The sequence below is a fragment of the Colwellia sp. 20A7 genome, assembly GCF_009832865.1.
Classification (GTDB): Bacteria; Pseudomonadota; Gammaproteobacteria; order Enterobacterales; family Alteromonadaceae; genus Colwellia.
Window position 1 is genome coordinate 3218813 of sequence record NZ_CP047130.1, and the last position, 17310, is coordinate 3236122.

17 protein-coding genes are annotated in these 17310 nt (G+C 36.6%); 9 read left to right on the top strand and 8 right to left on the bottom strand.

Annotation, left to right across the window (positions count from 1 at the left end):
• Positions 1–4: 4 nt before the first annotated feature.
• The 3 genes from GQS55_RS13810 to GQS55_RS13820 all read right to left on the bottom strand — a co-directional run bounded on the left by GQS55_RS13810 (position 5) and on the right by GQS55_RS13820 (position 3444).
• Positions 5–1948: an ATP-dependent DNA helicase gene (locus tag GQS55_RS13810; RefSeq protein WP_159821070.1), complete on the bottom strand. Its 1944-nt coding sequence runs from the start codon at positions 1946–1948 to the stop codon at positions 5–7.
• Between the two features lie 130 nt (positions 1949–2078).
• Entirely contained in the window at positions 2079–2435 is a 357-nt protein-coding gene (locus GQS55_RS13815; RefSeq protein ID WP_159821071.1) for a hypothetical protein, read from the bottom strand.
• A 286-nt stretch (positions 2436–2721) separates the two neighbouring features.
• A complete protein-coding gene (locus tag GQS55_RS13820) occupies positions 2722–3444 on the bottom strand; it encodes a sulfite exporter TauE/SafE family protein (RefSeq protein ID WP_159821072.1) in 723 nt (240 codons plus the stop codon).
• A gap of 502 nt (positions 3445–3946) precedes the next feature.
• On the opposite strand from GQS55_RS13820, the gene hisG reads away from it, so the two are divergent.
• The 8 genes from hisG (at position 3947) to hisIE (ending at position 11280) form a co-directional block, all read left to right on the top strand.
• Entirely contained in the window at positions 3947–4849 is a 903-nt protein-coding gene (hisG, locus tag GQS55_RS13825) for an ATP phosphoribosyltransferase (RefSeq protein ID WP_159821073.1), read from the top strand.
• 147 nt (positions 4850–4996) lie between these two features.
• On the top strand, positions 4997–6313 hold the full coding sequence (hisD, locus tag GQS55_RS13830) for a histidinol dehydrogenase (protein ID WP_159821074.1): 1317 nt from the start codon (positions 4997–4999) through the stop codon (positions 6311–6313).
• A 1-nt stretch (position 6314) separates the two neighbouring features.
• On the top strand, positions 6315–7406 hold the full coding sequence (gene hisC / locus GQS55_RS13835) for a histidinol-phosphate transaminase (protein WP_159821075.1): 1092 nt from the start codon (positions 6315–6317) through the stop codon (positions 7404–7406).
• Entirely contained in the window at positions 7403–8488 is a 1086-nt protein-coding gene (gene hisB, locus GQS55_RS13840) for a bifunctional histidinol-phosphatase/imidazoleglycerol-phosphate dehydratase HisB (protein ID WP_159821076.1), read from the top strand. The genes hisC and hisB overlap by 4 nt, the downstream gene beginning before the upstream one ends.
• On the top strand, positions 8488–9162 hold the full coding sequence (hisH, locus tag GQS55_RS13845; RefSeq protein WP_159821077.1) for an imidazole glycerol phosphate synthase subunit HisH: 675 nt from the start codon (positions 8488–8490) through the stop codon (positions 9160–9162). Before hisB ends, hisH begins: the two co-directional genes overlap by 1 nt.
• Complete coding sequence (gene hisA, locus GQS55_RS13850; protein ID WP_159821078.1) at positions 9159–9896, top strand: 1-(5-phosphoribosyl)-5-[(5-phosphoribosylamino)methylideneamino]imidazole-4-carboxamide isomerase; 738 nt, start codon at positions 9159–9161, stop codon at positions 9894–9896. The genes hisH and hisA overlap by 4 nt, the downstream gene beginning before the upstream one ends.
• Complete coding sequence (gene hisF, locus GQS55_RS13855; RefSeq protein ID WP_159821079.1) at positions 9878–10666, top strand: imidazole glycerol phosphate synthase subunit HisF; 789 nt, start codon at positions 9878–9880, stop codon at positions 10664–10666. The genes hisA and hisF overlap by 19 nt, the downstream gene beginning before the upstream one ends.
• Positions 10660–11280: a bifunctional phosphoribosyl-AMP cyclohydrolase/phosphoribosyl-ATP diphosphatase HisIE gene (gene hisIE / locus GQS55_RS13860; RefSeq protein ID WP_159821080.1), complete on the top strand. Its 621-nt coding sequence runs from the start codon at positions 10660–10662 to the stop codon at positions 11278–11280. The genes hisF and hisIE overlap by 7 nt, the downstream gene beginning before the upstream one ends.
• 193 nt (positions 11281–11473) lie before the next feature.
• Here the strand turns inward: hisIE and kdsB are convergent, their stop codons facing one another.
• From kdsB to GQS55_RS13875, 3 genes are all read right to left on the bottom strand, one after another.
• Positions 11474–12256 carry a 3-deoxy-manno-octulosonate cytidylyltransferase gene (gene kdsB / locus GQS55_RS13865; protein WP_201294515.1) on the bottom strand — a complete coding sequence of 261 codons (783 nt, stop codon included), beginning with the start codon at positions 12254–12256 and terminating at the stop codon, positions 11474–11476.
• A gap of 162 nt (positions 12257–12418) precedes the next feature.
• Positions 12419–13411, bottom strand: a complete 993-nt coding sequence (locus tag GQS55_RS13870) for a KpsF/GutQ family sugar-phosphate isomerase (protein WP_159821081.1) — start codon at positions 13409–13411, stop codon at positions 12419–12421.
• 231 nt (positions 13412–13642) lie between these two features.
• On the bottom strand, positions 13643–14845 hold the full coding sequence (locus tag GQS55_RS13875) for a capsule biosynthesis protein (protein ID WP_159821082.1): 1203 nt from the start codon (positions 14843–14845) through the stop codon (positions 13643–13645).
• Between the two features lie 657 nt (positions 14846–15502).
• Between GQS55_RS13875 and GQS55_RS13880 the strand changes: the two genes are divergently transcribed.
• Positions 15503–15994, top strand: a complete 492-nt coding sequence (locus GQS55_RS13880; RefSeq protein ID WP_159821083.1) for a GNAT family N-acetyltransferase — start codon at positions 15503–15505, stop codon at positions 15992–15994.
• A gap of 14 nt (positions 15995–16008) precedes the next feature.
• On the opposite strand, the gene GQS55_RS13885 is transcribed toward GQS55_RS13880, so the two are convergent.
• On the bottom strand, positions 16009–16404 hold the full coding sequence (locus GQS55_RS13885) for an MAPEG family protein (RefSeq protein WP_159821084.1): 396 nt from the start codon (positions 16402–16404) through the stop codon (positions 16009–16011).
• 105 nt (positions 16405–16509) lie between these two features.
• Complete coding sequence (gene adk, locus GQS55_RS13890; RefSeq protein ID WP_159821085.1) at positions 16510–17154, bottom strand: adenylate kinase; 645 nt, start codon at positions 17152–17154, stop codon at positions 16510–16512.
• Positions 17155–17310 lie beyond the last annotated feature (156 nt).

The following is a 17310-nucleotide window of genomic DNA, read 5'->3' on the forward strand; positions in this document are numbered from 1 at the left end:
ATTTCTAATTAATACCTTCAAGAAAGGCTATTGCTTTGGTTAAATCTCGACTTCGCTTCATTTCGGGTAAACTCTTTAAAAAAGTTTGCCCATAAGGTCGATTAACTAAGCGGTTATCACAAATCACCATAATACCACGGTCACTTACATCACGAATAAGTCGACCAACCCCCTGCTTTAGCGCAATAACAGCTTGTGGTAACTGTATTTGCGCAAATGCATCTCCGCCTTGACGTCTAACATCTTCGCAACGCGCTTGTAGTAAAGGGTCGTCAGGCGAAGCAAAGGGTAATTTATCAATAATAACACAAGTGAGTTTATCACCGCGTACATCAATACCTTCCCAAAAGCTCGCTGTGGCAAGTAATACTGCGTTATCGTTTTCTACAAATTGTTCTAATAAAATTCGTTTTGCCATTTGCCCCTGAACTAATAAAGGGTTATCAATATCATCAGCTAAAAGCTCAGCAACTTGGTTCATAACTCGATAACTAGTAAACAGCATAAAACAAGCACCTTTACTTGCAATAATTAACGGTTTAGCTAATTCAGCTAAATGTTGAGCACGGTTTTTGTCATTTGCTTCGGGTAAGTAGCGCGGTACAATTAATTGCGATTGCTGCTGATAATTAAACGGACTTTCTAATAATAACTGACTAGCGCCATGCAACCCTAAATGTTTAGCAAAATGCTCAAAACTATTATCAACAGCTAATGTTGCCGACGTAAATATCCAGCCAGCTCCAGACTCTTTAACATAAATACTAAATTTATCTGCAACACTTAGCGGCGTTAAATGAAGTACCACATGTCGCGGCGTAGTTTCATACCAAAAGCTCATGCCATTGATATCAACATTAGCCATAACATCATATTGCGATAACAAATTAACGGCACGGTCAAAGCAATTATCAATAGCTTCATTGCGTGAAACACATAACTTTATTACTTGATATAAAAAGTCCAAATCAACTTTTAGTCGTTCAAATTTTTGTATAAAAGATTGTAACTGATATTTTTCTCGCCAATTACCACGCTCAGGGTCGTAATTAAATAACAGCCTAAATTCTTGGCAGGTTTTTTCTAATTTATCTGCCGCTAATCCCAACTGCTTCACATCGGTTAATTTACTGCGATAAATTTGTGATACATCAGTGCATAAATCAACAAGCTGGCGCGTAGAGAATGATTCGCCAAAGTAATCACTCGCAATATCACCTATTTGATGGGCTTCATCAAAAATAACTACTTGTGCCTTAGGAATTAACTCACCAAAGCCAGTGTCTTTAAGTGCCATATCGGCAAAGAACAAATGATGATTAACCACAATTAAATCGGCATCAATAGCCTTCTGTCTCGCTCTAACTAAATAACACTGCTCATAGTCAGGACAATCTTTCGCTAAACAATTATCTAACGTACTGGTAATAAAAGGGAATACACCTGAATCTTCGGTGACATTAATTAATTCACCAATATCACCTGTTTGTGTGCCATTTGCCCATGTTTTCACCTTAACTAAATCATTTAACGTGTTAGCATCTAGCTGACCTCGTGTTTCTTGATATTGTGCTAAACGATAACGACATAAATAGTTAGAGCGGCCTTTTAATAAAGCGACTTGAACATTACTAGCTAACGCTTTCTTAACTAAAGGAATATCTTTATGAAACAACTGTTCTTGCAGGTTTTTCGTGCCCGTTGATACAATAATTTTAGTGTTGAGTTCATCGCCACTTGAAGAAGAATTAACACTAAGAAAAGCAGGAATTAAATAGGCAAAGGTTTTACCTGTCCCTGTTCCAGCCTCAACAATAAGTGATGACTGTTTTTCAATCGCCTTTGCGACTTCTAAAGCCATATCTGTTTGCGCTTGACGAGGAGAAAAACCGTCAATCGCTTTGGCTAAAGCGCCATTTTGGGAAAATGCTTGAGCAACTAGTGTCATTAGAAGGATGAGTGTAAACAGTATAATTGGCAGAGTTGTTAATTATACTGTTTTATTATTAAACTTAAAGACTAAACATTTAGCGGTAATATTTAATCTACACGAAAAAATAAATGCTAAATATGAAAAGTTAAATATAAATATCTAAGTGCTTGGTGCCATCTTTAGATTCAGTGATCACTTCATTAGCATTATTTGGCTGCTTTTCATCTTGGTATTTATTTTCAGATTCACTAGGCTCTACGTCTGCTCCTTCTGAATCATCTTTAATATCTTTCTCATTTTTTTGTTCATTATCTTGTTTTTTATTTGATGATTCTTTTTCAGCATTTTTTTTAACAAAATAATTATCATGATTTTCAAGATGATCTAAATCTTCTTTTAATTTGCCTAAATCAGCCGACTTCAATAACGCCTTTACTTTTAAGTTAGCCGGTTTAATAGGAACAGGTACAACGCGCGTTAACACGGTAGTAAAAATATCCATTATTCCTCCAATATTATTTATTGAAAAATTAAGCGATTACTCATTTAAACTAATATCGACCTAAGCTGATAGTACCTAAACTGATAATACCTAAACTAGTACTATCCAAATTAGTATCATATAAATCAATAAGACCTAAAAGATATATTCAAGTTCCACTATAACACGACAACCATACCTATTTATCGGCAGTTAAGGCGATAACTTTACATAACACCTATTTTGCACTTTACTCGCCAAAGTAAAGCCGCTCTATTTGTTTTCAGTGCAAACAAGAAACACCCTATTAATTAAATGATTTTATAATAGCGATGATTGCCGTAACTGCCGAAAGAGCTAAAATCCAACGTCTTATTAAATGAGGTTTAACAATATGATGAGCCTTTGTAGATATATATAAGCCTATCAATATCCCCGGTACCGTTGTAAGCACTGTAATTAAGGTGTTCACTGTGATCTGCCCTATTGATGCCAAAGTAATTATTGCGACTATATTTAAAAACAAGAAAAAAGCCGTCAAATTAGCTTTGATATTTTTTATGTCACCATGTTGGTAAAGTAATGCCATTGGTGGGCCACCAACAGCAGTAATGGTACCCATAAGACCCGAAGTAAAGCCTGCGATAACATTTGTTATTTTATTTACTTTAGGCGTTAACCCTAACAAAGATATGAATACCGCAATAAGTATCAACACACCAAACGTTAACTCAAATTGTTCTTTTGATGTAACATTAAGTATTAGTCCCGCTAAGACAATCCCAAAAAAACCACCTATTATTGCCCATGACACTTGTGAAAACTGCAAGTGACCTTTATCCCTGAACATCATAATTAACGTAATAATAGTTGAGATTAATATTAATGGTGCAGGAACTAAACCAGGACTTATTAAAAACAGTAACGGAGCACAAAACATACCCACACCATAACCAATTAAACCTTGTAGTAAGCTACCAAAGAGTACAATAATATTTATTAAAATGATCGTTAGTAATGTAAATTCCACGCTTAAATGCTCAGTTTTTTGTTAATGGCTAATCTTCTAACATTTTACCACTGAATTAATTATTGCCAAAGGATAGTGACATTAACTAACAACATTTATTAAATAGTAATAAAATAACAAGAGTAATAGAGATACATATGTCATAGAACAAATAATCATAAAAAATAGTCATTTATTCCTTGAAGGTAGATTCGTTTATCAGTATTCTACTTGCATAGTTAAATCAAACACACATTAACCTTAAGTTTCAAGAATTATGACTACTAACCTGAACAACCGACATCACCATCATATGGAACTGCCCGTTCAGGTATTTTATTATTTATTTTAAATAAAAAAAACCGCGATGGGCAATGGCCTTTTCGCGGATTAAAACTTAAGTATTATATTTATGAACCCCCGAAAAGCCTTAAATCTTTCGGGGGTTTTTCGCATTTTATGCCCCTGAAAATTGTATATACAAATTTTTAGCATCAAAAACTTATAATTAGGAATCGAACAAATGACATCATCAGAACCACGTTTACGTATAGCAATGCAAAAATCAGGACGACTTAGTGACGATACTCAAGCACTTTTAAAACGTTGTGGATTAAAACTTAATGTGAGCGACCGTCGTTTATTAGCCCATGTTAGTAACCTACCTATCGATATTATGCGTGTGCGTAGTAGTGATATTCCAGGTCTTGTTATGGATGGCGTTTGTGACTTAGGCATAGTTGGCGATAATACGCTTGAAGAAGAAGAGCTATCACGTGCGTTAATTGGCAGCAAAAATAATTACATTAAAACAACACCATTAAACTTTGGCGGCTGTCGTTTTTCTATTGCGATGCCAGAAGAGTTTAACTATACAGGTTTACAGTGTTTAGACGGTTTACGCTTCGCCACAACTTACCCACAACTATTAACACGTTTTGCTAAAGAAAACGGCATTAACGTTGAATTTTGTTTATTAAAAGGCTCGGTTGAAGTCGCCCCAAGAGTTGGTTTGGCCGACGGTATTTGTGATCTAGTGTCAACCGGTGCAACACTTGAAGCAAATGGCTTAAAAGAAGTGGCCGAAGTATTTCGTTCTAAAGCATCATTAATCCAACGTGCTGACTCGTTAGGCGATGAAAAACAAGCTATTTTAGATACTCTACTACCTCGTATTCAAGGCGTGATGAAAGCAAAAGAAAGCAAATACATTATGCTACACGCACCTAAAGACAAAGTAGCTGAAGTCAGTGCATTAATGCCAGGTAAAGAAACACCGACTATTTTACCACTAGCAGGACGTGATGACTTAGTCGCTGTGCATGTTGTAGCCACTGAAACCTTCTTCTGGGAAACCATGGAAGAATTGAAAGCGTTAGGTTGTAACTCGATACTCGTTATGCCGATTGAGAAAATGATGGGCTAAGTCATTAACACGGGTTAATCTGCCCAAGCTAGGCATCGAAAATACGCATTGACTGGTGTCAATTGCATACTTTTCTTTCCCCTTGAACGACGGACCTCGTGTTAACAGAACGAATATAAATGTCATAGTGTAAAAATAGAGAAATGTATGAATACCCAAATAATCGATTGGCAAACAATATCAACCCAGCAAAAAAAAGACGCGCTTGCTCGTCCCGCGATTGCTGACAATGCGCTTTTATCTACCCAAGTTGCTAATATTTTATCTAGAGTACAAAAACAAGGTGATAAAGCGCTATTTTCTTTAACTGAGCAATTTGATGGGATCGCATTATCGACCTTATCAGTAACTCCTGAGCAAGTAGCACAAGCAAAATTAGCCTTAACTGAAAAACGCCTGAAAGCAATTAATACCGCTTATGATCAAATAAAACGTTTTCACAGTGCGCAAACCCCGCAAGATATTTTTGTTGAAACGTGTCCAGGTGTTCGTTGTACGTTAAAAACAGAGTCAATTGAAAGTGTTGGTTTATATATTCCTGCAGGCAGTGCGCCATTACCATCAACGGTATTGATGTTAGGCGTACCCGCTCAATTAGCTGGCTGTAAACGTACTGCATTGGTATGTCCACCAGATAAAAATGGTAAATTAGCGAATGAAGTATTAGTAGCCGCAGGTCTTTGTGGTATTACTGAAATTTATACGGTTGGTGGCGCGCAAGCCATAGCCGCTTTAGCATATGGCACAGAGAGCATCCCAGCAGTTAACAAAGTGTTCGGCCCTGGAAACCGCTATGTTACTGAAGCGAAAAAGCAGTTATCTCAACAAGTAGCTGGTTTTGCAATTGACATGCCTGCGGGCCCTTCTGAGGTATTAGTGATTGGCGACGCACAAGCGAACCCTGCTTTCATTGCGGCTGATTTACTTTCTCAAGCTGAACATGGCGCAGATAGCCAAGTTATTTTATTAACCGACAGTAAACAACTCATCAAAGATGTAGCGAATGAACTTGATAAACAAGTAGAATTGTTAACAAGAAAAGACATCGCGTTACAAGCGTTAAAACAGTCAAGATTAATTTTAACGAAAGATTTAGCACAAGCAGTTGAAGTATCAAACCTTTATGGCCCTGAACATTTAATTGTTCAAACTGAAAACCCACAACCTTTATTAACAAATTTACGTAACGCGGGTTCTATTTTTGTCGGTGCTTATACACCAGAATCTGCTGGTGATTATGCCAGTGGAACTAACCATGTTTTACCAACGTATGGTTATTCAAAAGTTATTTCAAGTTTATCATTAGCTGACTTTTCTCGTCGTTATACCATACAAGAAATCAGCAAGGTTGGTTTAACAAATCTGGCTGAATGTATTATTGAACTAACCGATGCAGAAGGATTAGATGCCCACCAAAGAGCGGTTACTATTCGTCTAGAAGAAGCTAATATGGAAGGTAAGTAACATGACAATAGCTAACAAGTTAGCACGGGCAGAGCTCGTTGACATGGTGCCATATCAATCTGCTCGTCGACTTTTTGCCAGTGGTGACTCATCAAATAAAACGAATAGCACGGCTAACAAAAAAGTATGGTTAAATGCCAATGAAGCACCAGGAAATGGTGACTATCAAGTCATTAGCGAAAACATTAATCGCTACCCTGACTTTCAGCCCGATAATCTACTGAATGCTTATAGCAACTATTGTGGTCTTGAACGTTCACAAATATTAGCAACACGTGGTGCCGATGAAGGTATTGAACTGATTATTCGCACGTTTTGTCGTGCTTATCAAGACAGCATATTAATTTGTCCGCCAACTTATGGCATGTACGCGATTAGTGCAGAAAATCACGGTGCTAGCACCGTTAAAGTTCAGCTAAAAAATAATACACTTGACCTTGAAAGTATGAAACAGCATGTCGGCAAAGTAAAAGTCGTCTTTTTATGCTCACCGGGCAATCCTACGGGTAATTTATTACCAAAAGAGCAAATAATTCAAGCGATTGAATTATTTAAAGATACCGCGATTGTTGTGGTAGATGAAGCTTATATTGAATTTTCGCCAGAGCAAACAAGCATATCGCTGCTTAGTCAGTACGAGAATGTTATTGTACTGAGAACCTTATCAAAAGCTTTTGCGCTGGCAGGTCTTCGCTGTGGTTTTACGTTAGCGAGTAGCGATATTATTACCTTATTGAGTAAAATTATTGCCCCTTACCCAATTTCAGCACCCGTTGCAGAAATTGCCAGTATAGCCCTTAGTGCTGATTTAGAAAAAATGACTCAAAGGGTACAAGACTGTAATACAACTAAAGCAGCCTTGACCACTTGGCTTAACGAACAGTCTTGGTGTAGCGAAGTATTTGCAAGTGACGCTAATTTTGTTTTATTTCGCTGTAAAGACAACAACGAAAAAACACGTATTTTTGACTTATTAGTCAGTAAAAATATTTTAATCCGCGATCAATCTAAACAGCTGCAATTAGACAATTGTTTACGTATCAGTATTGGTAGCGAACAAGAAATAACTCAACTTAAAGAAGTATTATCATGAGTAGCACACAAGAAAAAATATTATTTATCGACCGTGATGGCACCTTAGTTGAAGAACCAGCTATCGATAAACAACTCGACACACTAGAAAAACTGGTATTTGAACCAAACGTTATTCCTGAATTGTTAAAGTTACAAGCGAAGGGATTCAAACTCGTGATGGTATCAAACCAAGATGGTTTAGGTACGAAAAGCTTCCCGCAAGCTGATTTTGACCTACCTCACAATAAAATGATGGCAATTTTTTCATCACAAGGTGTTGAATTTGAAGATACCTTATTATGTCCTCATTTTGAAGAAGACAACTGTAACTGTCGTAAACCAAAACTTGGCTTAGTAAGTGAGTACTTACAACAAGGTCGCGTTGATTTCACAAGCTCTTATGTTATTGGTGACCGAGAAACAGATATGGGCCTAGCCGCTAATATGGGCATTGTTGGTATAAAATATGATCGTGAAAACCTTAACTGGTCACAGGTAAGTGAGCAGATACTATCGTCATTAGAAAAGCCTCGTACGGCAACCGTTGTCAGAACAACAAAAGAAACAGACATTACCGTTACCGTGAACTTAGACAAAAAAGGTGGTAATAAAATTGATACTGGCTTGGGATTTTTCGATCACATGCTAGATCAAATCTGTACTCACGGTGGCTTTAATTTGCAATGTAGCGTAACAGGTGATTATCACATAGACGATCACCACAGTGTGGAAGACACTGCATTGGCATTAGGGCAGGCATTAAGAGCAGCCTTAGGAGACAAACGTGGTATTGCTCGCTTTGGTTTTGTATTACCAATGGATGAATGTCGCGCTGAATGCTCAATAGATTTATCTGGCCGACCTTGGCTTGAATTTGACGCTAAGTTTACTGCTGACAATGTTGGCACTATGTCGACCCAAATGGTGTCACATTTTTTCAGGTCGCTGGCTGACTCCATGCTAATTACGTTGCACTTATCTACCACTAAAGGTAATTGTCACCACCAAGTTGAAAGCTTATTCAAAGTATTCGGTCGCGCATTAGGCCAAGCAATTAAAGTTGAAGGTGATGAATTACCCAGTTCAAAAGGAACATTATAATGACCACCCTAACCGCAAACAAAGGGAGTGCTGATAAAACAAATAATGTAATTGTTGATACGGGCTGTGCTAACTTATCTTCAGTAAAGTTTGCTATTGAACGCCTTGGCTTTACCGCGACAATTACGGATGATATTGAGCAAATAAAAGCGGCTGATAAAGTAATATTCCCTGGTGTTGGCAGTGCTAAGCACGCCATGAATAATATCATTGAAAAAAACTTAGTGACGACCTTACAAAACTTAACTCAGCCTGTGCTGGGGTTTTGTTTAGGTATGCAATTAATGACAGAATCATCTCCTGAAGGCTTAAAAGACGACCTTGTTGAATGCTTAGGTATTATCCCAACTAAGGTTACTCCACTAGATGCCAAAGGTAATCGTTTACCACATATGGGTTGGAATACATTAACGAAAGTCGCTGAACATCCTGTATTAAAAGGGATTAACGTTGGCGATTACTTTTATTTTGTCCATAGTTTTGCCGCGCCTATAAGTGAATACACCCTAGCAAGCTGTGAGTATGGTACTGAGTTCTCAGCTATCATTGGTAAAGATAACTTTATTGGTTGCCAATTTCACCCTGAACGTTCAAGTGAGTTAGGCAGTAAAATCATCCAAAACTTTTTAGAGCTTGACTCTACACAAATGCAATCGGAGTTAAGTTCATTATGATGATCCCTGCAATTGATTTAATAAATGGCGAAGTAGTACGTTTATATCAAGGCGATTATAGCCAAAAAACCAATTACAAAACTACCGTACAAGAACGTCAACAGGCTTATGCAGCGTCAGGCGCTACCGTTATGCACTTTGTTGATTTAGATGGTGCAAAAGACAGCACAAAACGTCAATTATCCACACTTAAAACCGTGGTAGACCATGAAACTATGATCACCCAAGTGGGTGGTGGCATTCGCTGTGAAGATGACGTAAAACAGTTACTTGCTTTAGGCGCAACGCGTGTTGTTATTGGTTCACTTGCGATCAAACAACCTGAGTTAGTAATTGACTGGGTAAAAAACTACGGCGGTGAAAAAATTGTTTTAGCACTCGACATAAAAATTGACGAGCAAGGCAATAAAACCTTACCGACCCATGGCTGGATTGAAGACAGTGGTGTTAACTTAGAAGATTTACTCGATGCCTATATTGAAGCAGGCATAAAGCACATTTTATGCACAGATATTTCAAAAGACGGTACGTTATCAGGCTCTAATGTTGACCTTTACATTGAACTTTGCAAAAAATATCCGGCTATTCAATGGCAAGCGTCTGGTGGCATTGGTTGCTTAGACGATATAAAAGCACTTATTGGCACAGGCGTTAGCGGCGTAATATTAGGCCGCTCTCTGTTAGAAGGTAAGTTTACACTTGAGGAGGCTATCGCATGTTGGCCAAAAGGATAATACCCTGTTTAGACGTTCGCGATGGTAAAGTCGTGAAAGGCGTACAATTTAGAAACCATGAAATTATTGGTGACATTGTTCCCCTTGCTCAAAAATATGCTGAAGCAGGCGCAGATGAACTGGTTTTTTATGATATTACCGCCAGCTCTGATGGTCGCGTAGTGGATAAAAGCTGGGTTAGCCGCATTGCACAAGTCATTGATATTCCTTTTTGTGTGGCTGGTGGCATTAAAAGCGAAGCGGATGCGCAAGAAATACTAATGATGGGTGCTGATAAAATTAGTATCAACTCTCCTGCCCTGCGTGATCCCACTTTAATATCACGCCTTGCGGATCATTTTGGTCAGCAATGTGTGGTGGTCGGTATTGATAGTTTCTACAATAAAGACGCTAATGATGGACAAGGTGAATACCAAGTTTATCAATTTACCGGTGATGAAAATCGCACACAAAAAACAAACTGGACAACGTTTGACTGGATCAAAAAAGTAGTGAGTTTAGGCGCCGGTGAAATCGTACTTAATTGCATGAACCAAGACGGTGTTCGCCAAGGTTATGATATTGAGCAATTAAAACAAGCACGTGCGGCTTGTAACGTACCACTAATTGCATCAGGTGGCGCGGGTACTATGGAGCATTTTTCTGATGTTTATCAACAAGCAGATGTTGATGGCGCATTAGCAGCGTCTGTATTCCATAAAGGTGTCATTCCAATTCACGAATTAAAAGCATATTTGAAGTCACAAAAAATTGAGGTAAGACCGTGTTAGTAACTATCGATAATATAAATGAATTAGCATGGGATAAAATGGATAACCTTATTCCAGCTATTATTCAACATGCCGCAACAGGTGCAGTGTTAATGCAAGGCTTCATGTGCCAAGAAGCATTAACCGCTACGTTAACATCAGGTAAGGCAACCTTTTTCAGTCGTTCAAAACAAGCGCTTTGGGTAAAAGGTGAAACGTCAGGTAACTTCTTAAATGTTGAGCAAGTACTTACCGATTGTGATCAAGACAGCTTATTAATTGCCTGTAATCCTATTGGCCCAACTTGTCACTTAGGTACGGAATCGTGTTTTCCTGAGCAAAAGTTAACAACACAAAACTTTTTAAGCCAGCTTGAACAAGTGATTGAAAGCCGAAAAGATGACGATCCCAAAGAAAGCTACACTGCTCACCTATTCTCTCGTGGCACTACAAAAATGGCGCAAAAAGTAGGTGAAGAAGGCGTAGAAGTTGCGCTTGCTGCGGTTGCTGAAACGAAAGAAGATTTGTTAGGTGAATGTGCTGATTTATTTTATCACACACTAGTTTTACTGGCAGATCAAAAAATTGAGTTAAGTGAAGTCATGAAGGTATTACAAGACCGACATAATAAGTAACGCTAACTCAACGTTTCTAAAAAAATTTACTACAATGCCCTAAATATAGAACAACTCTATTTAGGGCATTTTTTATGGCTGCTAAGATCCAAGCCATCCTACTAAGTGCTTCCATCAAATTAACGACTAAACAAGCAGATAGTTTTGGCTAGCAAAGTGTGGGAAATCCAGAATGTATTAAGCCGAATTCAGCTTACTTAGTTGTTAACGCCTTAAAAGCAACTCTAACCCGATCAAGATCGGCTTGCGTATCAACACCATGCACAGGCGCTTCAGATACAACACCAACACTAATATTAATACCATTATACAACGCACGTAATTGTTCAAGTTTTTCAATTTTTTCTATCGACGCCATCGGTAAAAGCGTTAACTTCTTTAAAGTATCAACTCTATAACCATACATGCCGATATGTCTTAAATACGGGGAATTACGCTTACCTAAATGGTCTTGCGTTAACTCAACCTCGCCATCTCGATCAAATGGAATAGCCGCCCGTGAAAAATACATCGCCTGCATCTTGTGATTACACACTATTTTCACAACATTTTGATTAAGTGCATCGGGTAAACTAGTGATTGGCGAGCCCAGTGTACTAATACCTGCCGTTAAATCTTTTTCTAATAGCTCGGCTGTTTGAATAATTAACGCTGGTGGAATCATAGGCTCATCACCTTGTACGTTAACAACAATCTCTGAATCGTCCCAATTAAGCTTAGTGACAACTTCTGCTAAACGATCTGTACCTGACTCATGACTAACGTCAGTCATAATAACTTGTGCACCAAAATCTTGAGCTACACGATAAATTTCATCATTGTCGGTTGCAATAACAATACTATTAGCATCTACACCTGTTAACAAAGCTTGTTGATAAACATGCCAAATCATGGGTTTATCATTAATAGTCAGTAGTGGTTTTCCTGGTAAACGAGAAGACCCAAAACGGGCAGGTATAACGATTTTAAACAACATCTGGGTTTCCTTAAAGAACATCTAAAAAATGGCGTATTTTTAGTTATTGCAGTTATTTTAACTAAAACATCTGAAAATAAATATCTCAACTAAACATCATTATTTTGAATAATATTGCAATATAATCTACTTGTTACCGAATTTAAGAGAATAGACTATTTATCACGATTGGAAATACTCTAAAACACCAACAACAGCATTGCTATCATTATTATCAACTACCAACACATTTTTGATGTGGTTTTCTCTCATTATTTCTTCAGCTTCAGCTAACATATGATCTTGAGAAATAGTAATTGGAATGATTGTCATCATATCTGTAGCAGTAAGTACTTTATAATCACTATATTGCATTAAGGAACGTCTTAAGTCGCCATCCGTAATAATGCCCTCTAACAAGCCATTATGTTGAACGATTGCCAAACCTAGTGTCGAATTAGTCATGGTTAAGATAACATCGTGCATAGTATCATCTGGCATTACAAACGGTAGATTTTTAGTATGCATAACATCAGCAACGCTAGTCAGCAACTTTTTGCCCAAACTGCCGCCGGGGTGATATAAGGCAAATTGATGTGGCTGAAAATCTCGTAAATAAATTAATGCAATAGCGAGTGCATCCCCCATCACCAAGGTCGCTGTTGTTGAAGTAGTTGGCGCTAAATTATTCGGACAGACTTCTTTTTCAATTTTAACATTAATCGTTATATCGGCATTTTTAGCTAAAGTACTTTGCGGCGCTCCTGTCATGGCAATTATTTTATTGCCAAACTGTTTAAGTGATGGAATTAGCTTTAACACTTCGTCTGTTTCACCGCTATTGGCGATTAATAGAATAACGTCTTCCGGTTGAATCATGCCTAAGTCGCCATGAAAGGCTTCGCCAGGGTGGATAAAAAAAGAGGATGTACCGGTAGATGCCATCGTTGCTGCTATTTTTTTACCTATTATTCCTGACTTTCCCATTCCTGAAATAATTAAGCGTCCCGAACAGCCAATAATTAATTCAACGGCTTTCGAAAAATTATCATCAACATATTTAGCTACCAGCTGTATTTGACGACCTTGTTCAACAATTGACTTGTATGCTTTTTTGACCGCGTATTCTGTCGTTAAAGTATTATCTGATTCGATTATTGTATTGCTCTCTTTCATTACTATTTTCTCTTGAGTATTGGAAGTTCAGGACAGAAAATCCAATTTCTTTTTGTTTAATTATTAGCTATATGACTAACACTTTGAGATGATTAATTACTTATTATAATACCTAAAAGACCGTTTAATAACGGTCTTTTTATTTTGGATACTTTCAAATTCATATCTTAATTGGCTAAGTAAGAGCTACCAAGTAAACACTAACTTTAACACTAAATTAGTCAATATTACTTACACTAAAATTTTATCTGTAACCGCTTTCAATGTCAGTTCAGGTTTTTGATAGAAACTCCCCGGTATTTGGTTAGTCACTAATAGAGATTCTTTAAATTTATTAAATTTGACTTGGCAAGGTTTACAACATGACATCCAAAAGTCATTCAAGCTTTTTTGACTTGTGATACCATCAATATTGTAAACAGCACGTCCAAGGGTTTTAGTTGGAACATTGTGATGTAGTGACGATATACCCACTGTACTATTAATAGTTATAGTACCTTTTGCATGTTTTAATAGGGATGGTAGGTTTAAATCATGTACGTACAAAACTCTGCTGTTTACATTGTAAGCATAACAAAGTTTTTTTATATACCCTGCATAGTGGTTAAAACCACGATCCATTGGGTGATGCTTAAATACTAAAAAATCTTTTTTATCTGCATTTTGTGCAAATGATTTAATAACATCACCAATAAACTCTTCCACTGACCGGTAAGACGAATGATATAAGATTTGGCTATCAACACTCACTTGTAAAGGAGCTAAAAAATATTTTCCTGATAGTTCACCTTCAAGTAGCTTTTGGACAGCAGACTCTTGGGTATTATATTTCATTTTACGAATACCTGATTTCACCCAATTATACGCCTCTTCAAATAGGTGCCAAGGTCGGTGATGTATATAGCCCTTATAACGGTTAAAATAAAATAACTTAAAAAAGTAGTACATACTTGCTTGATAGCCCATATGAAGAAATGAGCGTTTCAATACCAGCATATTATCTTGGTTAGTTTCCACTTCATTTTCTAGAGGATTGATTTCGGATTGATACTGTTCAAAATCGAAGAGTGAATTACCGTTAACACCATTTTTTTCTAAGGTAATAAATGACGGACGTAAGTACCCTTCTTCGAAGGCCCAAAAAGATATAGATAATTTATCTGCAACTTTCTTAGCTTCACGATGATAATAACGGCAATCACCGAAAACAATAATATCAGTAATATTTTTATCCTTGGCGTAAGTTGATAAATAGTTAGCCCAATCATTGAAATCACCAGTATAAGCAGTTGAATTCTGTTTATCACTAAAATGATGATCTCCACCATTAAAGGTAATTTGTTTAACACTTAAATTTTCTTTCAATTGTAAGTATTTAGACAGGATTTTGAAAAATGGGCCAACAGGACCTTGAAGAAGCAACACATTTCTCATAAATAACCAAAACCCATTAACTTGTATAATATAAAAAAGCCTATAGAGCAGAGACTCTAACCAAGCGCAATTTTAGTTGACTCCCTTACCTATATCAAGCACTTAACACACTATTATTAAACTAATGTGAAAGTAACATTAAACAACAATTTAAATATTGTTATGCTATCGTGACTAAGATATAAAGGTAGGTTGAGCAATGTTTTTATGGGAAATAAAAGTATTATCCTATTTTATCGATTGTAGAATACCCTCATTTAAAAAAACATAATAACTTGATTTATAAGGGATAAAAAAACCGTTTAATATTCGTTCATTAAAAACAGATAATATGATTCAAGTAATAATAATGAAAATACTAAAAATAATTTTTTTATAATTTATAAAAGAAATGTTTCTAATTGTAACTTTACCTGAATTGTTATGAGCTTTGATATTTATGCTTAATAATACAACTTAAATAATTCAAGTTTTCACTTTTATATGCGCCTATTGATATTTAGCATTAGTATCAACCCTGAGGCACTTACTTGACTTATACTAAATATCTCACCTGAAATTAAAAGCATACTAACCAAGTAATTAATCAAAGAAATACGTGACTATCTAGAACTGCTTCCATATTATATTGACATTCCTAGCGACTCTCTGACTAAAATGAACAAAAATAATATAAAAACCACTTGGCAAATTAAACATTTTAACGAACTATCCCTTGATCAATTATACGATCTGTTAAAGTTGCGTATTGATGTATTTGTTGTAGAACAAACTTGTGATTATCCTGACTTAGATAGTGATAAAGATCAATTAGACAGACACCAAGAAACAGTTCATGTATTAGGGTATCAAGATAACAAACTTGTCGCCTACCTACGTATATTAGCGAAAGGCCAAAGCTATGAAAACTATATTAGTATTGGTCGAGTTGCTATAGCTGAACAAGCAAGAGGAAAGGGGTTAGGACATGAACTTATTCAAGAAGCTCTAGACCTATGCCAACAATACTTCCCAAAGCAAAATATTAAAATATCAGCGCAAGAACATTTAGTTGGTTATTACCAGCAGCATGGATTTAAACAAGTATCACCAATGTACCTTGAAGATAATATCCCGCACGTAGCAATGGTTAAAAATATAGATATTTAACCATTGCTTTAAACTCAACTAACAAAAGCATAAATATTTGCTATTGCTAACATAAGCAATACCAAAAACATGCTAATAACGCCAAAAACTCGAGGTTTTGAAGTACCTATAGATAAGCTTAAGCCGATAGCATGTGAAATTCGACCAAGAAATAAAATACTACCAAATATATGTACCCATAAACTATCGACGCCATTAAGCTCAAGCCCGGCTAATAAAATTAAGGCTAAAGGCATATATTCAGAAAAATTACCGTGTATTCTAATCGCTTTAATTAATGATGGATCTCCACCATCACCCAGTCCTATTTTTAGCTGGAAACGCAATCGTATAATATTAAACGATAGTCCGATAAAAAGAAGCGCAAGTAAGCTTGCATAAAATGCAGTGATGGTGATATTTATATCCATTTGATAACCTTTGTTATTATTATATGATTAATGAGCTTTCATTTATAAAGCAAAAAACTCGCCGAAGCGAGTTTTATTTATACCGAATACTTAACTCAATTATAATTAAGCTAATTGCTCATTTAGTAAAGTATTAACAGCTTCAACAGCTTGAGTACCATCTACCGTTAAGTACTGACAATTACCTGATTTGGCTTCAGCCTGGTAAAAATCTACAAGCGGTTTAGTTTGATCATGATAAATAGCTAAACGCTTACGTACTGTTGACTCTTCATCATCTGGACGAATTGATAAGTCATCACCAGTAACATCATCTTTACCTTCTACTTTTGGCGGGTTATAGACAAGGTGATAAACACGACCTGAGCCAGAATGTACTCGACGGCCAGCCATACGTTCAACAATAACTTCATCAGGTACATCAAATTCAAGAACATGATCAACATCAATACCATTCTCTTTCATCGCATCAGCTTGAGGAATAGTACGAGGGAAGCCATCAAGTAAGAAGCCTGATTTACAGTCATCTTGTGTGATACGTTCTTTTACTAAACCAATAATTAACTCATCAGACACTAGTTGGCCAGCATCCATAACAGCTTTAGCTTGTTTGCCTAACTCAGTACCCGCTGAAATTGCAGCACGTAACATGTCACCAGTTGATATTTGAGGAATACCAAATTTAGTCATCAAAAACTGTGCCTGTGTGCCTTTGCCCGCACCAGGAGCACCAAGAAGTACAATACGCATATAAACTAACCTTTAAGTGATAATGTTTAAAACAAGTAAAAATAATTACATTAAAACGACATATTGACCTAATTTAAGGCCATTTGATCATACTAATGTAATAATTCTCAGTTATTCTATTTAATGCGGCAAACACTATACAAGTAAGCCTATAAG

Coding starts and splice junctions, on each gene's coding strand:
- hisH (WP_159821077.1), top strand. CDS start 8,488: ATGACCACCCTAACCGCAAACAAAGGGAGTGCTGATAAAACAAATAAT.
- hisG (WP_159821073.1), top strand. CDS start 3,947: ATGACATCATCAGAACCACGTTTACGTATAGCAATGCAAAAATCAGGA.
- GQS55_RS13885 (WP_159821084.1), bottom strand. CDS start 16,404: ATGGATATAAATATCACCATCACTGCATTTTATGCAAGCTTACTTGCG.
- GQS55_RS13815 (WP_159821071.1), bottom strand. CDS start 2,435: ATGGATATTTTTACTACCGTGTTAACGCGCGTTGTACCTGTTCCTATT.
- GQS55_RS13870 (WP_159821081.1), bottom strand. CDS start 13,411: ATGAAAGAGAGCAATACAATAATCGAATCAGATAATACTTTAACGACA.
- adk (WP_159821085.1), bottom strand. CDS start 17,154: ATGCGTATTGTACTTCTTGGTGCTCCTGGTGCGGGCAAAGGCACACAG.
- hisC (WP_159821075.1), top strand. CDS start 6,315: ATGACAATAGCTAACAAGTTAGCACGGGCAGAGCTCGTTGACATGGTG.
- hisB (WP_159821076.1), top strand. CDS start 7,403: ATGAGTAGCACACAAGAAAAAATATTATTTATCGACCGTGATGGCACC.
- hisA (WP_159821078.1), top strand. CDS start 9,159: ATGATGATCCCTGCAATTGATTTAATAAATGGCGAAGTAGTACGTTTA.
- hisD (WP_159821074.1), top strand. CDS start 4,997: ATGAATACCCAAATAATCGATTGGCAAACAATATCAACCCAGCAAAAA.
- GQS55_RS13875 (WP_159821082.1), bottom strand. CDS start 14,845: ATGAGAAATGTGTTGCTTCTTCAAGGTCCTGTTGGCCCATTTTTCAAA.
- GQS55_RS13810 (WP_159821070.1), bottom strand. CDS start 1,948: ATGACACTAGTTGCTCAAGCATTTTCCCAAAATGGCGCTTTAGCCAAA.
- kdsB (WP_201294515.1), bottom strand. CDS start 12,256: ATGTTGTTTAAAATCGTTATACCTGCCCGTTTTGGGTCTTCTCGTTTA.
- GQS55_RS13880 (WP_159821083.1), top strand. CDS start 15,503: ATGAACAAAAATAATATAAAAACCACTTGGCAAATTAAACATTTTAAC.
- hisF (WP_159821079.1), top strand. CDS start 9,878: ATGTTGGCCAAAAGGATAATACCCTGTTTAGACGTTCGCGATGGTAAA.